The organism is Bradyrhizobium sp. LB11.1, assembly GCF_040549385.1.
In the GTDB taxonomy this organism is placed as follows: domain Bacteria; phylum Pseudomonadota; class Alphaproteobacteria; order Rhizobiales; family Xanthobacteraceae; genus Bradyrhizobium.
Genome location: NZ_JBEPTH010000004.1, coordinates 253,762 through 273,252 on the forward strand (window position 1 = coordinate 253,762; position 19,491 = coordinate 273,252).

At 62.2% G+C, this 19,491-nt stretch carries 17 protein-coding genes; 7 read left to right on the forward strand and 10 right to left on the reverse strand.

All coding sequences use genetic code 11. The annotated features are described in order from the left end of the window. Positions 1-6: 6 nt before the first annotated feature. The gene (locus ABIA96_RS12515; RefSeq protein ID WP_354137354.1) at positions 7-2,856 is read right to left on the reverse strand and encodes a bifunctional transaldolase/phosoglucose isomerase; all 2,850 of its coding nucleotides are present in this window, start codon (positions 2,854-2,856) and stop codon (positions 7-9) included. 448 nt (positions 2,857-3,304) lie between these two features. Between ABIA96_RS12515 and ABIA96_RS12520 the strand changes: the two genes are divergently transcribed. From ABIA96_RS12520 to ABIA96_RS12535, 4 genes are all read left to right on the forward strand, one after another. Further along, complete coding sequence (locus ABIA96_RS12520) at positions 3,305-3,496, forward strand: hypothetical protein (RefSeq protein ID WP_354137355.1); 192 nt, start codon at positions 3,305-3,307, stop codon at positions 3,494-3,496. Between the two features lie 411 nt (positions 3,497-3,907). After that, entirely contained in the window at positions 3,908-5,851 is a 1,944-nt protein-coding gene (locus ABIA96_RS12525; protein ID WP_354137356.1) for a PrkA family serine protein kinase, read from the forward strand. A 19-nt stretch (positions 5,852-5,870) separates the two neighbouring features. Next, positions 5,871-7,148: a YeaH/YhbH family protein gene (locus ABIA96_RS12530; protein ID WP_354137675.1), complete on the forward strand. Its 1,278-nt coding sequence runs from the start codon at positions 5,871-5,873 to the stop codon at positions 7,146-7,148. Beyond that, positions 7,145-8,680, forward strand: a complete 1,536-nt coding sequence (locus ABIA96_RS12535) for a SpoVR family protein (protein ID WP_354137357.1) — start codon at positions 7,145-7,147, stop codon at positions 8,678-8,680. Before ABIA96_RS12530 ends, ABIA96_RS12535 begins: the two co-directional genes overlap by 4 nt. Positions 8,681-8,887: 207 nt before the next feature. On the opposite strand, the gene ABIA96_RS12540 is transcribed toward ABIA96_RS12535, so the two are convergent. The 6 genes from ABIA96_RS12540 to ABIA96_RS12565 all read right to left on the reverse strand — a co-directional run bounded on the left by ABIA96_RS12540 (position 8,888) and on the right by ABIA96_RS12565 (position 11,654). After that, positions 8,888-9,331, reverse strand: coding sequence for a DUF1801 domain-containing protein (locus tag ABIA96_RS12540; RefSeq protein ID WP_354137358.1), 444 nt, complete (start codon positions 9,329-9,331; stop codon positions 8,888-8,890). Next, positions 9,328-9,540 carry a hypothetical protein gene (locus ABIA96_RS12545; protein WP_354137359.1) on the reverse strand — a complete coding sequence of 71 codons (213 nt, stop codon included), beginning with the start codon at positions 9,538-9,540 and terminating at the stop codon, positions 9,328-9,330. The genes ABIA96_RS12540 and ABIA96_RS12545 overlap by 4 nt, the downstream gene beginning before the upstream one ends. 46 nt (positions 9,541-9,586) lie before the next feature. Then, positions 9,587-10,018, reverse strand: coding sequence for an SRPBCC family protein (locus tag ABIA96_RS12550; protein ID WP_354137360.1), 432 nt, complete (start codon positions 10,016-10,018; stop codon positions 9,587-9,589). Then, on the reverse strand, positions 10,015-10,338 hold the full coding sequence (locus ABIA96_RS12555) for an ArsR/SmtB family transcription factor (RefSeq protein ID WP_354137361.1): 324 nt from the start codon (positions 10,336-10,338) through the stop codon (positions 10,015-10,017). The genes ABIA96_RS12550 and ABIA96_RS12555 overlap by 4 nt, the downstream gene beginning before the upstream one ends. 197 nt (positions 10,339-10,535) lie before the next feature. After that, a complete protein-coding gene (locus tag ABIA96_RS12560) occupies positions 10,536-11,000 on the reverse strand; it encodes a DsrE family protein (protein ID WP_354137362.1) in 465 nt (154 codons plus the stop codon). A 33-nt stretch (positions 11,001-11,033) separates the two neighbouring features. Continuing rightward, positions 11,034-11,654, reverse strand: a complete 621-nt coding sequence (locus tag ABIA96_RS12565) for a hypothetical protein (RefSeq protein ID WP_354137676.1) — start codon at positions 11,652-11,654, stop codon at positions 11,034-11,036. 195 nt (positions 11,655-11,849) lie between these two features. On the opposite strand from ABIA96_RS12565, the gene ABIA96_RS12570 reads away from it, so the two are divergent. The 3 genes from ABIA96_RS12570 (at position 11,850) to ABIA96_RS12580 (ending at position 14,663) form a co-directional block, all read left to right on the forward strand. Beyond that, positions 11,850-12,434 carry an STM3941 family protein gene (locus ABIA96_RS12570; RefSeq protein ID WP_354137363.1) on the forward strand — a complete coding sequence of 195 codons (585 nt, stop codon included), beginning with the start codon at positions 11,850-11,852 and terminating at the stop codon, positions 12,432-12,434. Between the two features lie 245 nt (positions 12,435-12,679). Beyond that, positions 12,680-14,203, forward strand: coding sequence for an SUMF1/EgtB/PvdO family nonheme iron enzyme (locus ABIA96_RS12575; protein WP_354137364.1), 1,524 nt, complete (start codon positions 12,680-12,682; stop codon positions 14,201-14,203). 16 nt (positions 14,204-14,219) lie between these two features. Continuing rightward, complete coding sequence (locus ABIA96_RS12580; RefSeq protein ID WP_354137365.1) at positions 14,220-14,663, forward strand: DUF4399 domain-containing protein; 444 nt, start codon at positions 14,220-14,222, stop codon at positions 14,661-14,663. Here the strand turns inward: ABIA96_RS12580 and ABIA96_RS12585 are convergent, their stop codons facing one another. The 3 genes from ABIA96_RS12585 to ABIA96_RS12595 are packed head-to-tail and all read right to left on the reverse strand — an operon-like array spanning position 14,664 to position 19,332. Next, positions 14,664-15,719, reverse strand: coding sequence for a 2-oxoacid:ferredoxin oxidoreductase subunit beta (locus ABIA96_RS12585; protein ID WP_354137366.1), 1,056 nt, complete (start codon positions 15,717-15,719; stop codon positions 14,664-14,666). It abuts the gene before it with no gap. After that, complete coding sequence (locus ABIA96_RS12590; protein WP_354137367.1) at positions 15,716-17,563, reverse strand: 2-oxoacid:acceptor oxidoreductase subunit alpha; 1,848 nt, start codon at positions 17,561-17,563, stop codon at positions 15,716-15,718. Before ABIA96_RS12590 ends, ABIA96_RS12585 begins: the two co-directional genes overlap by 4 nt. Then, positions 17,533-19,332, reverse strand: a complete 1,800-nt coding sequence (locus tag ABIA96_RS12595; RefSeq protein ID WP_354137368.1) for an FAD-dependent oxidoreductase — start codon at positions 19,330-19,332, stop codon at positions 17,533-17,535. Before ABIA96_RS12595 ends, ABIA96_RS12590 begins: the two co-directional genes overlap by 31 nt. Positions 19,333-19,491: the final 159 nt, after the last annotated feature.

Sequence of the window (19,491 nt, forward strand, 5' to 3'; positions counted from 1 at the left end):
TATTCCTCAGTTCAGTGCGTCTGTGAGCGCGGCATTGAGCGCCGCGAGACCTTTCTTGAGCGGACCCTTCAGGTGCACCCGAAGCGCGCGGCGGCCGCGCTCGGTGAGCACGTCGAAATCGCCGCGGGCCTGCGCCGCCTTGATCACGCCGAAGCTTGCCTTCTGGCCGGGCACGGCGAGGTCCTTGGCGTCATCGGCAGTGATTTGGAGGAATACGCCGCTGTCGGGACCGCCCTTGTAGGCTTGTCCGGTCGAGTGCAGGAAACGCGGGCCGAACTCGGCGGCAGTGGCCAGATGCCGCTTATCGAGTACGGCCGTCCGCATCTCCTGCAGCGCCTCGATTGTGGCCTTGTCGCGCGCGATGTAGCCGAGCAGGGCAAAATAATCGCCGCGCCGCGAGCGCGTGATATGTGCCCTGAGCCATGAGGTGAGGTCGCCATTGGCACCCATCGTGCGCAACGCGGCGGCGTTGGTGTCGTTGGTGTAGAGGTCGAACTCGGCGGTGCTGACCACAGGCTCTTCGGCCGGCAGCGCGCCGGTCTTCTCGTACGCCGACGTCAGCTCGCGGGTCTTGATCTTCGCCGCTTCGACGTCGGGCTGGTCGAACGGATTGATGCCGAGGATCGAACCTGCGACCGCGGTCGCCATCTCAAAGCGGAAAAATTCCTGACCGAGATGATCGATCGACTTCATAACGATGCGCACCACGGGATGACCAGCCGCCTCGATCCCGGCAAGCGCCGAGTCATGTGCGGCATCTGTCTCACCTTCAGTCCGGATATCGATGAAGAAGCGGTCGTTGCCGTAGATCGAGGAATCGCCCAGCGGTTCGCCGGCGATCGGGATCAGGCCCTTGCCCTCCTTGCCGGTCGATTCCGCAATGAGCTGCTCGGCCCAGGCGCCGAAATCGGCGATCTTCTTCGACGACAGGATCGTCACTTTGTCACGGCCTTCGAGGCCGGCAAGCCCCATGGCGAGGCCGAGCTGCACGCCCGGGTTCTCGCTTGGCGGCACGTCCGGTCCGCAGGACCGCGCCATCGACAGCGCATGCTTGATCAAGGTCTTGACGTCGATGCCGGCCGTGGCCGCCGGCACCAGGCCGAACGGCGACAGCACCGAATAGCGGCCGCCGATCGACGGCTCGCCATGGAAAATGCGGGCGTAGTTCAGCTTCTTCGCCGCCTTCTCGAGCGAGGAGCCGGGATCGGTCACGGCAATGAAGCGAAAGCCGGTCTTGGCTTTCGGGCCGAGGGCCTGCGCGACACGTTCATGGAAATAGTCCTTCATCGCGTTCGGCTCGGTGGTGCCGCCGGACTTGCTGGATACGATGAACACTGTGTTGGCGATGTCGATCTTGGCTTCCATTGCCCGCACCTGCGCCGGATCCGTGGAGTCCAGCACGTGCAGCTTCGGGAAGCCGGGCTTCCGGGCAAAGGTCTCGGCCAGCACCTCCGGCCCGAGGCTCGATCCGCCCATGCCGAGCACGACGGCGTCAGAGAATTTCTGTCCCTTCACGCGGGTGGCATAGTCCTCATAGTCGGCGACGTCAGCCTTGGCCGCGCTGTCGAGCCAGCCGAGCCATTTGTCCTCGTCCGTCCCGGTCCAGACCGATTTGTCGCGCTGCCACAGCCTGCGGATTTTTGCCGACGCGCGCCATTCCTCGGTGCTCTTTGCCACCGCCTTGCCGAGGCCGTCGCCGAGCGAAAGCTGCTGACGATCGATCGCGGGTCCGAGCACCGTTGCGCGCTTGTGCGCGACTGCGCCGTAAAGCTTGTCGGCGGCATCGGCGAACTGCTTGACGCCGTCCTTGACGAGCTCCTCGGTGATGGCGTCGAGCGAGACCCCGGAGCGCTCGAGCTCTTCCAGCACGCGGCGGGCGTCGTCGACGTTCTCCTCCAGGCTATCGCGCGGCTTGCCGTGGTCGCGGAATGCATCCAGCGTCGCCGGCGGCACGGTGTTGATGGTGTCGGGACCGATCAACTCCTCGACGTAGAGGACGTCGCTGTAGTCCTTGTTCTTGGTGCCGGTCGAGGCCCACAGCATGCGCTGCGGCTTGGCGCCCTTGGCGGCGAGCTTCTCCCAGCGGGGACCCGAGAACAGTCGCTTGTAGTCCTGATAGGCGACCTTGGCGTTGGCGATCGCGACCTTGCCCTTCAGCGCGGCGAGCCGCTCCTTCTCGGATGGATCGTTGGCGCGCGCAATCTTCTCGTCGAGCTGCTTGTCGACCATGGAGTCGATGCGGCTGACGAAGAAGCTCGCCACGCTCGCGACATGAGAGGGGTCGCCGCCGCCGGCGACGTATTTTTCGAGGCCGGCAAGATAGGCCTCGGCGACCTCCAGGTAGACCGCCCGAGAGAACAACAGCGTGATGTTGATGCTGATGCCGTCGCCGATCAATGTTTCGATCGCCGGCAGGCCCTCCGGCGTGGCCGGCACCTTTACCATCAAGTTCTTGCGATTGACGTCCTTCCAGAGCCGCCGTGCTTCGGCGACCGTGCCGGCCGTGTCCATCGCCAGGTAGGGCGAGACTTCCAGGCTGACATAGCCGTCGCCGCCCTTAAGGCGATCATAGACCGGGCGCAGCACGTCGGCGGCGTTCTGGATGTCCTCGATCGCGACCGCTTCGAACAAATCGGCCACGGTCCGATCGCCGCGCTTCAGCGCCTTGCCGATCGGGGCGTCGTACTCGTCCGAGCTGCCGATCGCCTTCTCGAAGATCGACGGATTGGAGGTGACGCCCTTGACACCGTCGGTGTCGATCAGCCGCTTCAGGTCGCCTTTGGCGATGAAGCCGCGGGCGAGGAAGTCCAGCCAGACGGCTTGTCCGTGCTTTTCCAGTTCTTTGACGGGATTCATGATGCTTTTTATCTCCAAGCCTGCGGGCGGAGGGGGTTTCCGCGCCGGTCCTGACGCGCTATCCTTTAGCTCACATGCTCCCGGGAGGGAACCAATCAAGGGTATTGGCGTCATTCTCTCAGTTTAACTCCGTCGCGATCATGGCGATCCAGGCGGGAGTCGTGCTTTTGCGTAATAAAAATGTGGCTGGGATGGTTCGGCCCAAGCTTCGGCCCAAGCCTGGTTACGTTCAGGCCTTGTTACGTTCAGGCCTTGGTGCGTCCCGTCTTGTTGCGTGAGGTCATCTGTCGCGTCGCAGAGTGTCGTCAGCGGTACCGATCCGTCTGATTGTCATTGGCTCGGTCGCGAATGGCCATGCTGAGGGGAAAGCATGCACGCACATCCTGATGGCGTTGCCCTCGCCGACAACCGGCGGTCGTTTGCGCCGGCGCCTGCATCGATGCATCCCATGATCTCGAAATCGGTCAACGCGTATGTGGCCGTCGGTCGCGGCGCGCTTCGCCATCACGCTGCCGTGCGCAATGTGATTGTGCTGACGATAACGCCGGCCTTGCAGCGGCAGCATTCCTGCATTCCCGTTGCTGCGCGCATCAAACGATCGGATTGTTATCCGTTCGGAGGGGGCGGCGACCGATTTTGATACAGTGCTGCCGTGCTTGCCGCGATATTCATGCTGCATTCAGCTCACGCATCGCATTGCAGCAGGAAGATGAACGCGGCACGCAAGGCATTGCCCTGCAGGCGTCATAAGTTCGCCGCTCGCAGATCGCTCTATGTTGCAGTGCCGGAGGGAGTCGTCCCCGGTATTGCCCGGATGTGGCGAGCGAGTGACAATTTCTGGAAATGAGCGAAGATAGATAGAGATTCGCACAAATTACAGGCAAGTGCCTGTTCGTAATTCAGCGAGTGCCTACCTTGTACATTGCGTCGTGTTGGGACCCGGGTGTCCAATGAACGTCATGTGCTCACGCTGATTCGAGAAGCGGCCTGAGGAACGGTCCAGTAACTGCTTTCGTTTCAGCTTGTAGCGGAACTCACGCGGAGAGGGATCATGTACAACGATTCTCTGTTCAACGCTTTCGCTAAGTCGTTCGAGGCGAGAAGCCAGCACGACATGTCGATGGCGGAATACCTGGAATCGTGTCGAAGCGATCCCATGAAATACGCGAATGCGGCCGAACGGTTACTGGCGGCGATCGGTGAGCCCCAGATGATCGACACGGCCAAGGACCCACGCCTTGGCCGTATTTTTTTGAACCGCACCATCCGCACCTATCCGGCCTTCGCCGGCTTCTACGGCATGGAAGAAACCATCGAGCGCATCGTCGGCTTCTTCCGTCACGCGGCGCAGGGCCTGGAGGAGCGCAAGCAGATCCTCTATCTGCTCGGCCCGGTCGGCGGCGGCAAATCCTCACTCGCCGAGCGGCTGAAGTCGCTGATGGAAGTGCATCCGATCTATGTGCTCAAGGCCGGCGACGAACTCTCGCCGGTGTTCGAGAGCCCGCTCAGCCTGTTCGATCCAGATAACCTCGGGCCGATGCTGGAGGAGAAATACGGCATTCCGCGCCGGCGTCTCAGCGGCCTGATGAGCCCGTGGTGCTACAAGCGGCTGGAAGCCTTCGGCGGCGACATCTCGCAATTCCGCGTCGCCAAGATTCAGCCGTCGCGGCTGCGCCAGATCGCGGTCTCCAAGACCGAGCCCGGTGACGAGAACAACCAGGACATCTCCTCGCTGGTCGGCAAGGTCGATATCCGCAAGCTCGAGACCTACGCGCAGAACGACCCCGATGCCTACAGCTATTCCGGCGGCCTCAACCGCGCCAACCAGGGCGTGCTCGAGTTCGTTGAGATGTTCAAGGCGCCGATCAAGATGCTGCACCCGTTGCTGACCGCAACGCAGGAAGGCAACTATATCGGCACCGAGAATATCGGCGCGATCCCGTTCACCGGCGTCATCCTCGCGCACTCCAACGAAGCGGAATGGTCGAGCTTCAAGGCCAACAAGAACAACGAAGCCTTCATCGACCGCATCTGCGTCATCAAGGTGCCCTACTGCCTGCGCATCACGGAAGAGCAGAAAATCTACGAAAAGCTGATCCAGGGCTCCGAGCTCGCGGCCGCGCCGTGCGCGCCCTCGACGTTGGAGACGCTGGCGCGCTTCTCGGTGATGTCACGTCTGCGCAAGCACGAGAACTCCACGGTGTTCGCCAAGATGCGGGTCTATGACGGCGAGAGCCTGAAGGAATCCGATCCTAAGGCGCGGAGCGTCCAGGAGTATCGCGATGCTGCGGGCGTCGACGAAGGCATGGACGGCGTCTCCACGCGCTTTGCCTTCAAGATCCTGGCCGCGACCTTCAACCACGATCCGCAGGAGGTCGCCGCCGACGCCGTGCATCTGATGTACGCGCTGGAGCAGTCGATCCGTCGCGAACAGCTGCCCGAGGAAGTCGAGAAGCGCTATCTCGAATTCATCAAGGCGGACCTCGCACCGCGCTATGCCGAGTTCATCGGCAACGAGATCCAGAAGGCTTATCTGGAATCCTACTCGGATTACGGCCAGAACCTGTTCGACCGCTATGTCGACTACGCCGATGCCTGGATCGAGGACCAGGACTTCAAGGATGCCGACACCGGCCAGCTGCTCGATCGCGAATTGTTGAACCAGGAACTGACGAAAATCGAGAAGCCGGCGGGCATCGCCAACCCCAAGGACTTCCGCAACGAGGTGGTCAAATTCTCGTTACGGTCGCGCGCCCAGAACGGCGGCAAGAATCCGACCTGGATCTCTTACGAGAAGATTCGCGATGTGATCGAAAAGCGGATATTCTCTCAGGTCGAGGATTTGCTTCCGGTCATCTCGTTCGGGTCGAAGAAGGACGGCGAGACGGAGAAGAAGCACGGCGAGTTCGTCGCACGCATGGTGGAGCGCGGCTACACCGAGCGTCAGGTTCGCCGTCTGGTCGAATGGTACATGCGCGTAAAGCAGGCCGGTTGAGGCGGATGGAAAAGTGCCCATTCACATTATTGACAGGCGCCTGAATCCAGGCGGCAAGAGTCTTGAGAACCGGCAGCGGTTCTTGCGTCGGGCCAAATCCCTGGTGCAGGGCGCCGTCAAGAAGACCTCGCAGGAACGCGACATCAAGGACGTCCTGGAGGGTGGTGAGGTCACGATCCCGCTCGACGGCATGCACGAGCCGCGTTTCCGCCGTGAAGGCGGAACGCGCGACATGGTGCTGCCCGGCAACAAGAAGTTCATCGAGGGCGACTATCTGCAGCGCTCCGGCCAGGGCAGCGCCAAGGATTCCGGTCCCGGTGAAGGCGATGGCGAGGATGCCTTCCGCTTCGTGCTGAGCCGCGACGAGTTCGTCGATCTCTTCCTCGACGATCTCGAATTGCCCGATCTCGCCAAGCGCAAGGTCGCGCAGACCGAAAGCGAAGGCATCCAGCGCGCCGGCTACACCACGTCGGGTTCGCCCGCCAACATCTCAGTTAGCCGGACCGTAAAACTCGCGCTCGCCCGCCGCATCGCGCTCAAGCGCCCCCGCAAGGACGAACTCGAGGAGCTTGAGGCCGCGATCGCCGCCTGCACGGACGAGGACGAGCGTTTGGTGCTTCTCGCTGAGCTCGAAAAGCTGAAGACGAAGACGAAGCGCATTCCCTTCATCGATCCGCTCGACATCCGCTACCGCCGCTACGAGAAGGTGCCGCGGCCGGTGGCGCAAGCCGTGATGTTCTGCCTGATGGACGTCTCCGGCTCGATGTCCGAGCACATGAAGGATCTGGCAAAACGCTTCTACATGCTGCTCTACGTGTTCCTGAAGCGGCGCTACAAGCATGTCGAGATCGTCTTCATCCGCCACACCGACCGCGCCGAGGAGGTCGACGAGAAAACTTTCTTCTACGGCCCGGCCTCCGGCGGCACGCTGGTCTCCAGCGCGCTGCAGGCGATGCACGAGATCGTGCGCGAGCGGTTCAATCCGTCGGACTGGAATATCTATGCAGCCCAGGCCTCCGACGGCGACAATTCCTATTCCGACGGCGAGCTCACCGGCCTGCTGCTGACCGAGAAGATCCTGCCGGTCTGCCAGTTCTTCGCCTATCTCGAGGTCGGGGAATCAGGCGGCAGCGCCTTCGATCTCTCGGATTCTTCGCTCTGGACACTCTACGAGCGCCTGCGCAACAGCGGCGCACCGCTCTCGATGCGCAAGGTCAGCGAGCGCAGCGAGATCTTTCCGGTGTTCCACGATCTGTTCCAGCGCCGCGAAACTGCCCAGGAGAAAGCCGCTCCATGACGGGACGCTTGTTCGAAGGCGCCGATTGGGATTTCCACACCTTGCAGCGCATCACCGATGCCTGCGAGGAGGTGGCGCTGAAGGATCTCGGGCTCGACGTCTACCCGAACCAGATCGAGGTCATCACCGCCGAGCAGATGCTGGATGCTTATTCGTCGGTCGGCATGCCGCTGTTCTACAAGCACTGGTCGTTCGGCAAACAGTTCGCGTTCCACGAGGCGTCCTATCGCAAGGGCCTGATGGGGCTCGCCTATGAGATCGTGATCAACTCCTCGCCGTGCATCTCCTATTTGATGGAGGAAAACACGGCGACGATGCAGACCCTGGTCATCGCGCATGCCGCTTTCGGCCACAACCACTTCTTCAAGAACAATTATCTGTTCAAGCAGTGGACCGATGCCGACGGCATCCTGGATTATCTCGACTTCGCCAAGACCTACGTGATGCAGTGCGAGGAGCGCTACGGCCGCATCGAGGTCGAGCGTACGCTGGACGCTGCGCATGCGCTGATGTCGCACGGCATCGATCGCTATCCCGGCAAGAAGACGCTGGACTTGCGTGCCGAGGAGAAGCGGGCAGGGCGCCGGCGCCAGCACGAAGAGGAGGTCTTCAACGACCTCTGGCGCACCGTGCCGGCCGGCAAGAGCAAGAGCCGCGCTGCGCTCAGCGTCGAACGGCGTCGCAAGCTGCTCGGCCTGCCGCAGGAAAACCTGCTCTACTTCCTGGAGAAGAGCGCGCCGCGGCTGGCACCCTGGCAGCGCGAGTTGCTGCGCATCGTCCGCCACATCGCGCAATATTTCTATCCGCAGAGCCAGACCAAGGTGATGAACGAGGGGACGGCGACCTACGTCCACTATCGCATCATGACCAGGCTGCATCAGCAGGGCCGCATCACCGACGGCAATTTTCTCGAATTCCTGGGATCGCACACCAATGTGGTGTTTCAGCCGGAATTCGACGATCAGCGCTTCTCAGGGTTCAATCCCTATGCGCTCGGCTTCGCCATGATGCAGGATATCGAGCGCATCGTCACCAGTCCGGAAGACGAGGACCGCGAATGGTTCCCGGATATCGCCGGCAAGAACGACGTGATGGGCGTGCTCCGCGACGTCTGGGCCAATTACCGCGACGAAAGCTTCATCAACCAGTTCCTGAGCCCGAAGCTGATGCGGCACTTCCGCATGTTCCATCTGCACGACGATCCCGAGGAGCGCGCCGGTATACGGGTCGATGCCATTCACGACGATCGCGGCTTCCGCCGCGTCCGTCGCGAGCTGGCGCGGCAGCACGATGTCGGCTTCATCGATGCCAATATCGAGGTGGTCGACGTCGATCTCTCCGGCGACCGGCGGCTGATCCTGCATCACCGCGTCATCAAGGGCTCGCAGCTCAACGAGACCGATGCCAAGCGCGTGCTGCAGCATCTCGCCGATCTCTGGACCTACGACGTCGCGCTGATCGAGGTCGACGCCAACGACAAGGTGCTGCGCGAATATGTCGTGAGCCCGCGTCCGATCCCGGTGGCAGCCTAACGCCGCCTATATGGAGTACGGCGAGATGCGCGTTGATGTGCCCTCGCCCCTTGTGGGAGAGGGCAGCGATGCCGGCAGACACTGGCTCACTGGGGTGAGGGGTATCTCTCCGCACTTTCCGGTGTCGATGGAGACCCCTCATCCGGCGCTTTGCGCCACCTTCTCCCACAAGGGGAGAAGGAAGGGAATCGCGGCATAACGAATGTTCTATGCCGAGCGCTTGGCCGGCTTCTTCTTGACCTTGGACCCGTTCAGCTCCACGGCCGCGCGGATCAGCGCCTTCAATGCCTTCTCGTTGATCTCAGCGCCCTCGGGAATATCGATGGCACGCCGCACATTGCCGTCGAGGCTGGAATTGAACAGGCCGGCCGGGTCGTCCAGCGCCGCGCCCTTGGCAAAGGTCAACTTCACGACGGCCTTGTAGGTCTCGCCGGTGCAGATGATGCCGTCGTGCGCCCACACGGGAACGCCGCGCCATTTCCATTCCTCGACCACCTCAGGATCGGCCTCCTTGATCAGCTCGCGGATCCGCTTCAGCGCGTCGCCGCGCCAGTCGCCGAGCTCCTTGATCCTGCCGTCGATCAGTTTTGAGGGTGAAGGTCCATCGGTGTCCTTTGCCGGGTTGTTCTTTGCTGGCACCGCCTTTTTCATGATCGCGCATCGCTGCGACGGCTGACATAGGGCAGCGCGAACAGATAGAGCCCGGTCGCGAGCAGCGGAATCAGCGGCACGAAGGCCAGCAGTCCGATCCACGTCGCTTGTATCTGCATGGTCAGCGCAGCGATGTTGGCGATGACGGCAAGCGTGAACGCAATCGACAGCCAGCGATGGATCTGTCGAATCCACATGTTCGAACTCATCTAGGGCCTCCCGTGAGAATATTGGAAATGGACGCCCGCAGCCGGGCTATTCCGCCCGCGCCAGCAACTCGTCCAGCTTGGTGAAAAACTGCTTCCAGCCGGCATGCGCGCCGCCATAGGCCTGCTTCTGGCTGGGACGGAAGCCCGCCTGTTCGACGCGCAGATGCGTACCTGCCCCTTGCGGGGTGAGCGTGAACGTCACCACGCTCTTGAGATCGTAGGCCGCATCCTCATGCGTGAAATTCCAGGTGTAGGCGAGCGAGCGCTGCGGTTCGATGGCGAGCACCTCGCAATCCAGCACGCCGCCCCATTCGCCGCGAAGATTGAAGCGATGACCGACGGTCGGCTTGAAGTCATTCTTCATCAGCCATTCCTCGATCAGATGCGGCTGCGTCAGCGCGCGCCACAGCCGCTCCGGCGGAAAAGCAAATTCGCGCTCGATGACCACGGAACGTGTTTCGGTCGCAGCCTCAGTCATTGGTCCATCCTCTTCAGGAGATCGTCGAGTGCATCGAGCCGGTTCTGCCAGAAGCCGGCCATCTGGCTGGTCCAGTCGATCAGCGGATTGAGCGCACCGGGTTGCGCGCTGTAATGGGTCTGGCGTCCTTCGTGGCGGTCTCGCACCAGGCCCGCCTGCTTCAGCGCGCCGAGATGTTTGGAGACTGCCGGCTGGGAAACGCCGGATCGCGCCGTCAGTGCCCCGACCGTCTGCTCGCCCTCGCGGCACAGCCGCTCGAAGATCGCCCGCCGGGTCGGGTCGGCGAGCGTCCGGAACAGAAGATCGGGGGTGGTGGACATACGGAATCCATAACTCGGAGGTTATGGATTAACTCATAACCGTAGAGTTATGGGTAAGTCAAGTCCCCCGCTGTCATTGCGAGGAGCGAAGCGACGAAGCAATCCAGACCGTCTCAGCAGAGACAGTCTGGATTGCTTCGCTACGCTCGCAATGACGGAGAATGTGGCGGAGCCTCGTCACGCGACCCGCAACACCCCTACGGCCGCAGATACAAATACCCCTGCGATTGCAGTTCGGCCAAACGAACCACGCCGCCTTTCTCCGCGCTGACAAAGCCGGGCAGCAGATCCGTCAGCGTGATGTTCTGCGCCTTCATGGTGTTGCCGCAGGCGGCGAGCTCGACGCCGTCCTTGGTGAAATCGCCGATCCGCTTGCTGACGTCAGGGTTGGCCTGCGCCAAGTGGAACGCCTTCAGCGCCGGCCCGTGGATCACCAGCGCGATTGTGACATGGTCGGGGCCGCCGACGCCGTCGATGTGGTTCTGGATATTGCCGAGCACGAAATTGACCTTGTCGGCGTCGGCGAGGTGATAGACCACCTTCAGCTTGTCCGGCTTGGTCGTTTCAGTCGCAGCCTTTTCAGTCGCAGCCTTGGCGCGCGAGGCGGCAAACGCCGCGCCCAGCGCCGAGACGGTACTCCACAAGATGTTCCGGCGGTTCATGACGATCTCCCACACGACTTTGCCGGAGACATATCACTTGTGGCGGAGCGCGGCGAGTTCCTTGCGGTCGTATGCAAGCGCAGCACACTCGCTGTTATCGGTCCGCTCGAGGCGGAAGATCCCGTCATCGCTGCCGGCGACCAGGGCCTGGTTGTCGTCTTCAGTCGCCTTGTTGTGCAGCCAGATCCTGATGCTTTCGAGCCGCACAATGGCAGACTTGTCGTCCTTCGACAGCGCGATGCCGAGGCCGCCGCCCTCGCAATCGACGCCGCAGCCGAGGCGCACCTCGCTGCCGTCCTTGGTGAGCACAGTGTGGTGACAGGAGCCGCTGGAGTCGAAATCGCCGCTGCGGTGGCGGTATCGGAAGCCGATCCGGAAGGAGTTATGGAGCTGCTTGTCCGCTTCGTAGGTCTCCGCCGACACCAGCAGCTTCATCGAAGCAACCTTCTGCTTCGGATGCTGCGCCAGATGCTCGGCATCGTAGCGGCGGACAAAGCAGGCATAGGCCGTTGTGCCGGGCGTGCCCGCATACATGCGCGCATTGAAGGTTTCGGTCTCGGCCGGGGTGGCCTCGCGAAAGTCGTCGGCCTCCTCGGCCCGGGCGACGCCGATGAAGGCGGCAAGGGCAAGCGGAAGGATGAGGGCAAGCTTCATGGTCGCACTGGGCATGTCAGCATTGACGGCCCGCATCGGGACAAGGGGCCAACTGGCCCGTTAGTCGCGAGCCGCAGGCGATGCGTTCAACTGCATTGCCTCCGGCAGCCTCGCGCAAGGTTCCAGGCTTAACCGTTGCAAGGGAGGGGCGTGGATAGACCCCAGGTTGTTTGAATCGGCTGGAGGCGATCGAAAATGTCCGAAAGTCAGAACCTGCCCAATCTTGCGATCGGCTATTCCCGGGCCCGGCTGCTGATGTTTTTCGGCGGCAGCCTGCTGCTGACGCTGCTCTGCGCCGCGCTCGCATTCAGCTGGCAGGAAGGCAAGAACATCACCACGTTCGAGGTCGCCGCCTGCTATATCGGCGCGGTGTTTTTCGGCCTTGCCACCTGCAGGATGCTCTGGCGGCTGATCTCCGCCAGGCAGCCGGTGGTCTTCATCAGCCGCGTCGGCATTCGCGACTCCAGGCTCGCCGACGAGACCATCGCCTGGAGCGCCGTGCGAAAGATTCTTCTATGGGAGCAGCGCGCGCAGAAATTCGTGGTGCTCAAGGTCGATCCCCTTGTCGCCGAGCGATTCTCCGGAGGATTGCTGACGCAGGCCTTGTCGATGCTGAACAAGGCGCTCGGCGCTGACAGCGTGATCGTCAATGCGGGCGGCCTGACCATGAACACCGAAGCATTGCTCGAGACCTGCAAGCAATATTGGCGTGCCGGACGACCGGCCCATGTGGACCACACCGTGCCGGAGCCTGAACCCGCGCCGGAGCCTGTCGGTTAGAGCGCGCAGGTCTCGGTTTCGGCCTTGCACGGCCTCGCATGTGAAGCGGGTGGCTCCCATGCGGCGCATTAGTCGGCATCGGATCAGGAAGGTTCAATGCCGGGGGCAATTTGCTCCCTTGGAACTCGACGCCCACCATTGCTGCGACATTGTCTCATTTCAACCATGTGATAGCTTTCACAGACGGCCGCCATTCGGAGCGGTAAGCTGGGCCCGGTGTTTGCAAGTCTGTGGAGCCCCACGCAATGGGCGAAATTCGCAACTTCAGATCCGGGAATCAGGATGGGCCGCCTCCAAACGGCTCGATGCCTCGTCGTCTCGCGGCGATTATCGTCGGTGACATCGCGTCCTACAGTCGCCTGATGGAGGCCGACGAGGAGGGCACGCATGTCCGCGTCAAGCGGATCGAACGGGATCTTATTCAGCCCAGCATCGTCGAGCACCATGGATCTCTGGTGAAGACGACGGGCGACGGCTTCATCGCGATTTTCGACAGCCCCGTCGAGGCGGTTCGATGCGGCATCGTCATCCAGCAAAATCTCGTCGGCCGCAACGCCTCTCTTCCGAAGGATTCCCGGATCCAGTACCGGATTGGTGTCAATCTCGGTGACGTCATCATAGAGCCGGACGATGTTTACGGTGACGGCGTCAACATCGCCACCCGCATCGAGGGCATCGCCGAACCCGGTCAGGTCTACATTTCCGGCGCGATCTACGAGCAGATCAAGCACAAGGTCGTGTGCGGATATGAGTCGCTCGGCGATCGCAAAGTCAAGAATATCACCGATCCCGTACGCATCTATCGCGTGCTGCCGGACGCGGACGCGGTTGGAAGAACCCGCGGCCGGCGCGAGAACGCCCTGATCTTTCTTCTGGGCGTCACGCTCCTCGTGATCGCTGCCGGTGTGCTGTGGTATCTGCTGACGCAGCCGGGCAGGTTGAACAAGCAGGCCGCTGCGCCGATTGTTGCTCCGGTCGGATCGCCGAGCCCGCAAACTCCGCAGCCGTCTCCTTCACTCGTGGCATCATCTCCATCGCCCGCTCCGGCGCCAAGTCAAGAACCAGTTCAAGTACCAAGTCCAGCGGCGGCGCCGCTCCGCGAGCCCGAGATGATCGCCATTCGCGGCGGCGGCTTTGCGATGGGAAGCAATGACGACTCGACGGAGCGCCCTGTCCATCAGGTCACGATCAAGCCGTTCTCGCTCGGAAAATATCCGGTGACCGTGCAGGAATGGAACGAATGCGCCGCTGCAAAGGCGTGCGGATTCACTGCCACCGGCAAGGACGATGCGCCAATCACCAATGTGAGCTGGACCGACGCGCAGCAATATGCCGCCTTCCTCGCGCAGGTGACCAAAAAGCCTTATCGACTTCCGAGCGAAGCGGAATGGGAGTATTCCGCGCGCGGCGGAACGCAAACCAAATATTGGTGGGGCGACAAGCTCCAGCCGAGCATGGCGGGGTGCAAGGATTGCGGGGACCTCGCGGCCGAGCAGCCGGCGAAGGTCGGCAGCTTCAAGCCCAATCCGTTCGGTCTCTACGATATGGGTGGCAGTGTCGATCAGTGGGTCGAGGATTGCTGGCACAGGACCTATCAGGGCGCACCCGGGGACGGGTCGGCATGGAACAGCGGGGATTGTGCCTCGCATGTCCTGCGCTCGGGCTCCTGGAAGAACGACTCGAGATATGTGAGGCCGTCCAACCGCGACAGTTACGATACCAATGTTCGATACCCGACGCATGGATTCCGTGTCGCGCTCAGTCCTTAACTGCCGGAGTAGATTGATGCAAATCCTTCGCTGCGTTGCGCTGTCGGCGGTGCTCGCGTTGCTCCCTGGCATGGCCTTCTCGCAGGGTAAGGCTGCTCCAAAGGACGCAAAGGTTTATTTTATAACCCCGCATGACGGGCAAAGGGTGCGCGGCGAATTCCTGGTCCGGTTCGGCTTGCGCAACATGGGTGTGACGCATGCCGGCGACGACTATCAGAACGCCGGCCACCACCATTTGCTGGTCGACGTCAACGACCCCATCGATCCGAAGGAGCCGATCCCGCAGGACAAGTCGCATCTGCATTTCGGTGCAGGGCAGACCGAGACCCAGCTCGAGCTTCCGCCGGGGACCCATACGCTGCAGCTGGTGCTGGGCGATGCGAAGCACTATCCGTTCGATCCGCCCGTCGTGTCGGACAAGATCACCGTGCGCGTCAGGCCGCCTCAGCGCAGCAAATAATCAACGCAGGCTGGCGTTGAATTTGTCCAGCGCCGCCGAGCCCGGGCAGAGCGTGTCCGCTTCCAGCGTGTTGAGCGGAGTCTCGACCGTGTTGAGATGGGCGTGCAGATCTTCCGCGTCGGGGTCGACATAAAGCAGCCCGGTGACGATCTGGCCCTTGGCGGCGTGCCTCGCGAGGAAGGTCTGGGCGCCGAGCCGGTCATGCGGATCGTAATCGGCGTCGATCTTGCGCAGCGCGATCTTGCTGCCGTCATGCTGCTCGACCACCTGCACCGTGCCCGGCGCGTAGTCGACTGCGATGGGATCGCGGCCGACCAGTACGTCGAGCCGGTTCACGGCGTCATTGTGCTCGCGGACATAGTCGAAGCTCTTGGTCGAACCGGCATGGTTGTTGAAGGCGATGCAGGGGCTGATGACGTCGATGAAGGACGCGCCCTTGTGGCCGATGGCGGCCGCAATCAACGGCACCAGCTGGCTCTTGTCGCCGGAGAACGAGCGCGCGACAAAGGTCGCACCGAGCTGCAGCGCGATCGCGACGAGGTCGATGGCATTGTCGGTGTTGGTCACGCCCTTCTTCGACTTCGAGCCGCGGTCGGCGGTCGCTGAAAACTGGCCTTTGGTCAGGCCGTAGACGCCGTTGTTCTCGACGATATAGGTCATGTTGACGCCGCGCCGGATCGAATGCGCGAACTGCCCGAAGCCGATCGAGGCGCTGTCGCCGTCGCCGGAAACGCCGAGATAGATCAAATCGCGGTTGGCGAGGTTGGCGCCGGTCAGCACGCTGGGCATGCGGCCGTGCACGGAGTTGAAGCCGTGCGAATTGCCCAGGAAATAATCCGGCGTCTTCGACGAACAGCCGATGCCGGAGATCTTTGCCACCCGATGCGGCTCGATCGAGAGCTCGTAGCAGGCTTCGATGATCGAGGCCGTGATCGAGTCATGACCGCAGCCGGCGCACAGCGTCGAGATCTTGCCCTCGTAGTCGCGATGGGTGTAACCGAGCTCGTTCTTCTTGAGGCCGGGATGATGGAATTTCGGCTTTGCAATGTAGGTCATGACACGGCCTTGCGGAGCGGGGTCACCTTGAGGTGATCCTGGTGGTCGCCAATGGCTTTTGCGATGTAGCGGGCGGTGATCGGGGTGCCGTCATAATGCACGATCGGCACCAGACGAACGGGATCGATGCCGTTCTCGTTGACGATGAGCTGACGGAGCTGGCTGTCGCGGTTCTGCTCGACGACGTAGACGAAGTCGTGCTCGGCGAGGAAGCTCGCCACGCTGGAGTGGAACGGGAAGGCGCGGATGCGCAGGCGGTCGAGCTGATGCCCGCGCGCTTCCAATAGTCCGATCGCCTCGTCCATCGCCGGCGAGGTCGAGCCGTAATAGATCACGCCATATTTGGTCGGCCGCTCCGCGTTGGCCTGCAGCGGCCGCGGCACCAGGTCCTGCGCCGTCTCGAACTTGCGCACGAGCCGCTGCATGTTGTCGGCGTAGACCGAGCCTTCCTCGGAATACCGCGCATAGCGGTCGCGCGAAGTGCCGCGGGTGAAATAGGAGCCCTTGGTCGGATGCGTGCCGGGATAGGTGCGGTAGGGAATACCGTCGCCGTCGACGTCGAGATAGCGGCCGAAGTCGCGGCCCTCGTCCAGCATCTCCGCGGTCATCACCTTGCCGCGGTCATACTGCTTGGAATCGTCCCATTTCAGCGGACGGCAGAGCCGGTGGTTCATGCCGATGTCGAGATCGAGCATCAGGAAGATCGTGGTCTGCAGCCGCTCGGCGAGATCGAAAGCGGCGGCCGCAAACTCGAAGGCCTCGGCCGGATCTTCCGGGAACAGCAGCACATGCTTGGTATCGCCGTGCGAAGCATAGGCGCAGGCGATGATGTCGCATTGCTGGGTGCGGGTCGGCATGCCCGTCGAGGGGCCGGCGCGCTGGATGTTCATGATCACGGCCGGGATCTCGGCGAAGTACGAGAGCCCGATGAACTCGGTCATCAGGGAGATGCCGGGGCCGGAGGTCGCGGTGAAGGCGCGGGCGCCGTTCCAGGAGGCGCCGATCACCATGCCGATTGAGGCCAACTCGTCCTCACCCTGAACGATGGCGTATTTCGCCTGTCCGGTCGCGGGGTCGTGCCGGTACTTCTTGCAATGGGCCGTAAAGGCTTCCGCTACCGACGAGGACGGCGTGATCGGATACCAGGCGCACACAGTGGCGCCGCCATAGACGGCGCCGAGCGCGGCGGCGCTGTTGCCCTCGATGAAGATGCGGTCACCGATCTTGTCGGACTTCTTGATGCGCAGTCCGAGCGGACATTTCAGATTTTGCAGCGCCCAGTCGCGTCCGAGATGCAGGGCGTGGACGTTGGAGGACAAGAGCTTCTCCTTGCCCTTGTACTGTTCGCCGATCAGCTGCTCGATCAGCTTCGGGTCCATGTCGAGCAACGCCGACAGCGCGCCGAGATAGATGATGTTCTTGAACAGCTGGCGCTGACGCGGATCGGTGTAGGTCGAGTTGGTGATCGCGGTCAGCGGCACGCCGATCACGGTGACGTCGTCGCGGAATTTGGTCGACGGCATCGGCTTGGTGGAATCGTAGAACAGATAGCCGCCGGGCTCGATGCCGGCGAGGTCCTTGTCCCAGGTCTGCGGGTTCATGGCGACCATCAGGTCGACGCCGCCGCGGGCGCCGAGATGGCCGTCTTCCGTCACCCGCACCTCGTACCAGGTCGGCAGGCCCTGGATATTGGAGGGGAAGATGTTGCGGGGGGACACCGGCACGCCATGGCGCAGGATCGCGCGCGCGAACATTTCGTTGGCGCTGGCCGAGCCCGATCCGTTGACGTTGGCGAAGCGGACGACGAAGTCGTTTACGCTGCTGATCGGCTTTTTGTCGGACATGTCGAACCTGCGTGAGTCATCTCGATGAGGTATTTCTGCATGTCCCAGGCACCGGTGGGACAACGCTCGGCGCACAGCCCGCAATGCAGGCAAACATCCTCGTCCTTGACCATCACGCGCCCGGTCTTGAGATCGCTGGACACATAGAGGTCCTGGTCCGGATGCGGCGAGGGCGCCTTGAGGCGATGGCGCAGATCGTCTTCCTCACCGTTAGCAGTGAAGGTGATGCAATCCATCGGACAGATGTCGACACAGGCATCGCATTCGATGCAGAGCGAGGTGGAAAACACGGTCTGGACGTCGCAGTTCAGGCAGCGCTCGGCTTCGCCGAGCGCAAGCTTGACGTCGTAGCCAAGCTCGACCTCGGTGCGGATGTCCTTCAGCGCGATCACCTTGTCGCGATGCGGCACCTTGAAGCGCTTGTCGTTGGAGATGTCGTTGTCATAGCTCCATTCGTGGATGCCCATCTTTTGCGATGAGACATGCACATCCGGTAGCGGCCGCTCGGTGATGTCCTCGCCCGAGAGCATCTTGTGGATCGACAGCGCGGCGTCGTGCCCCTGCGCCACCGCCCAGATGATGTTCTTCGGCCCGAACGCGGCGTCTCCGCCGAAGAACACTTTCGGGTTGGTCGAGACGAAGGTCTTCGGATCGACCTTGGGCATGTGCCATTTGTCGAACTCGATGCCGCAATCCTGCTCGATCCAGGGGAAGGCGTTCTCCTGGCCGACGGCGACCAGCACGTCATCGCATTCGATGGTCTGGTCCGGTTCACCTGATGGAACGAGGTTGCGGCGGCCCTTGGCATCGTATTCGGCCTTCACCTTCTGGAAGGTGATTCCGGTGAGCGTGCCGTTATCATGGATGAACGAGACGGGGACGAGGAAATTGAGGATCGGGATGTCCTCGTGGATCGCATCTTCCTTCTCCCAGGGGGAGGCCTTCATCTCCTCGAAGCCGGACCGCACGACCACCTTGACGTCCTCGCCGCCGAGACGGCGCGCGGTGCGGCAGCAATCCATCGCGGTGTTGCCGCCGCCGAGCACGATCACGCGCTTGCCGATCTTGTCGGTGTGGCCGAACGACACCGAGGACAGCCAGTCGATGCCGATATGGACGTGGGCGGCTGCCTCCTTGCGGCCGGGAATGTCGAGTTCGCGGCCGCGCGGCGCGCCGGAGCCGACGAAGATCGCGTCGTACTTCTCCGCGAGCAGCGCCTTCATGCTCTCGATGCGCTGACCGCCCTTGAAGTCGACGCCGAGGTTGAGGATGTAGCCGGTTTCTTCGTCGATCACCGAATTCGGCAGGCGGAATTTCGGGATCTGCGTCCGCATCATGCCGCCGGCCTGGGGATCACCATCGAACACAGTGCAGTGATAGCCGAGCGGCGCGAGATCGCGCGCCACCGTCAGCGACGCCGGACCGCCGCCGACGAACGCGACGCGCTTGCCGTTCTTCGCGGTGGGGTGCGGCAGGCGGTGCTTGATGTCGTCCTTGAAGTCGGCGGCGACGCGCTTGAGGCGGCAGATCGCCACGGGCGTTTCCTCGACGCGTCCGCGGCGGCACGCAGGCTCGCACGGACGATCGCAGGTGCGTCCCAGAATTCCGGGAAACACATTCGATTTCCAATTGATCATGTAGGCGTCGCTGTAGCGGCCTTGTGCGATCAGTCGGATATACTCGGGAACCGGGGTGTGCGCAGGACAGGCCCACTGGCAATCGACCACTTTGTGAAAGTAGTCGGGGGCCGCGATATCGGTCGGTTTCATTCCTACCCTGTCCGCGCAGGCTCAAGACCTGGCGGCCTTTTCTTGAGCTTGTCGAACGCTTAACGCGAGGCGATCTGGTTTCTGAATGACGTCATTGGGTTAGCTTATTAGAACCGTTCCCAAGTACAACGGCAAATTTTCGCGATCACCGGGTTTCAT

Excerpts from the sequence above, each read along its gene's own strand:
- ABIA96_RS12515 (WP_354137354.1), bottom strand. The coding sequence starts at position 2,856 with ATGAATCCCGTCAAAGAACTGGAAAAGCACGGACAAGCCGTCTGGCTG.
- ABIA96_RS12520 (WP_354137355.1), top strand. The coding sequence starts at position 3,305 with ATGATCTCGAAATCGGTCAACGCGTATGTGGCCGTCGGTCGCGGCGCG.
- ABIA96_RS12525 (WP_354137356.1), top strand. The coding sequence starts at position 3,908 with ATGTACAACGATTCTCTGTTCAACGCTTTCGCTAAGTCGTTCGAGGCG.
- ABIA96_RS12535 (WP_354137357.1), top strand. The coding sequence starts at position 7,145 with ATGACGGGACGCTTGTTCGAAGGCGCCGATTGGGATTTCCACACCTTG.
- ABIA96_RS12540 (WP_354137358.1), bottom strand. The coding sequence starts at position 9,331 with ATGAAAAAGGCGGTGCCAGCAAAGAACAACCCGGCAAAGGACACCGAT.
- ABIA96_RS12545 (WP_354137359.1), bottom strand. The coding sequence starts at position 9,540 with ATGAGTTCGAACATGTGGATTCGACAGATCCATCGCTGGCTGTCGATT.
- ABIA96_RS12550 (WP_354137360.1), bottom strand. The coding sequence starts at position 10,018 with ATGACTGAGGCTGCGACCGAAACACGTTCCGTGGTCATCGAGCGCGAA.
- ABIA96_RS12555 (WP_354137361.1), bottom strand. The coding sequence starts at position 10,338 with ATGTCCACCACCCCCGATCTTCTGTTCCGGACGCTCGCCGACCCGACC.
- ABIA96_RS12560 (WP_354137362.1), bottom strand. The coding sequence starts at position 11,000 with ATGAACCGCCGGAACATCTTGTGGAGTACCGTCTCGGCGCTGGGCGCG.
- ABIA96_RS12565 (WP_354137676.1), bottom strand. The coding sequence starts at position 11,654 with ATGAAGCTTGCCCTCATCCTTCCGCTTGCCCTTGCCGCCTTCATCGGC.
- ABIA96_RS12570 (WP_354137363.1), top strand. The coding sequence starts at position 11,850 with ATGTCCGAAAGTCAGAACCTGCCCAATCTTGCGATCGGCTATTCCCGG.
- ABIA96_RS12575 (WP_354137364.1), top strand. The coding sequence starts at position 12,680 with ATGGGCGAAATTCGCAACTTCAGATCCGGGAATCAGGATGGGCCGCCT.
- ABIA96_RS12580 (WP_354137365.1), top strand. The coding sequence starts at position 14,220 with ATGCAAATCCTTCGCTGCGTTGCGCTGTCGGCGGTGCTCGCGTTGCTC.
- ABIA96_RS12585 (WP_354137366.1), bottom strand. The coding sequence starts at position 15,719 with ATGACCTACATTGCAAAGCCGAAATTCCATCATCCCGGCCTCAAGAAG.
- ABIA96_RS12590 (WP_354137367.1), bottom strand. The coding sequence starts at position 17,563 with ATGTCCGACAAAAAGCCGATCAGCAGCGTAAACGACTTCGTCGTCCGC.
- ABIA96_RS12595 (WP_354137368.1), bottom strand. The coding sequence starts at position 19,332 with ATGAAACCGACCGATATCGCGGCCCCCGACTACTTTCACAAAGTGGTC.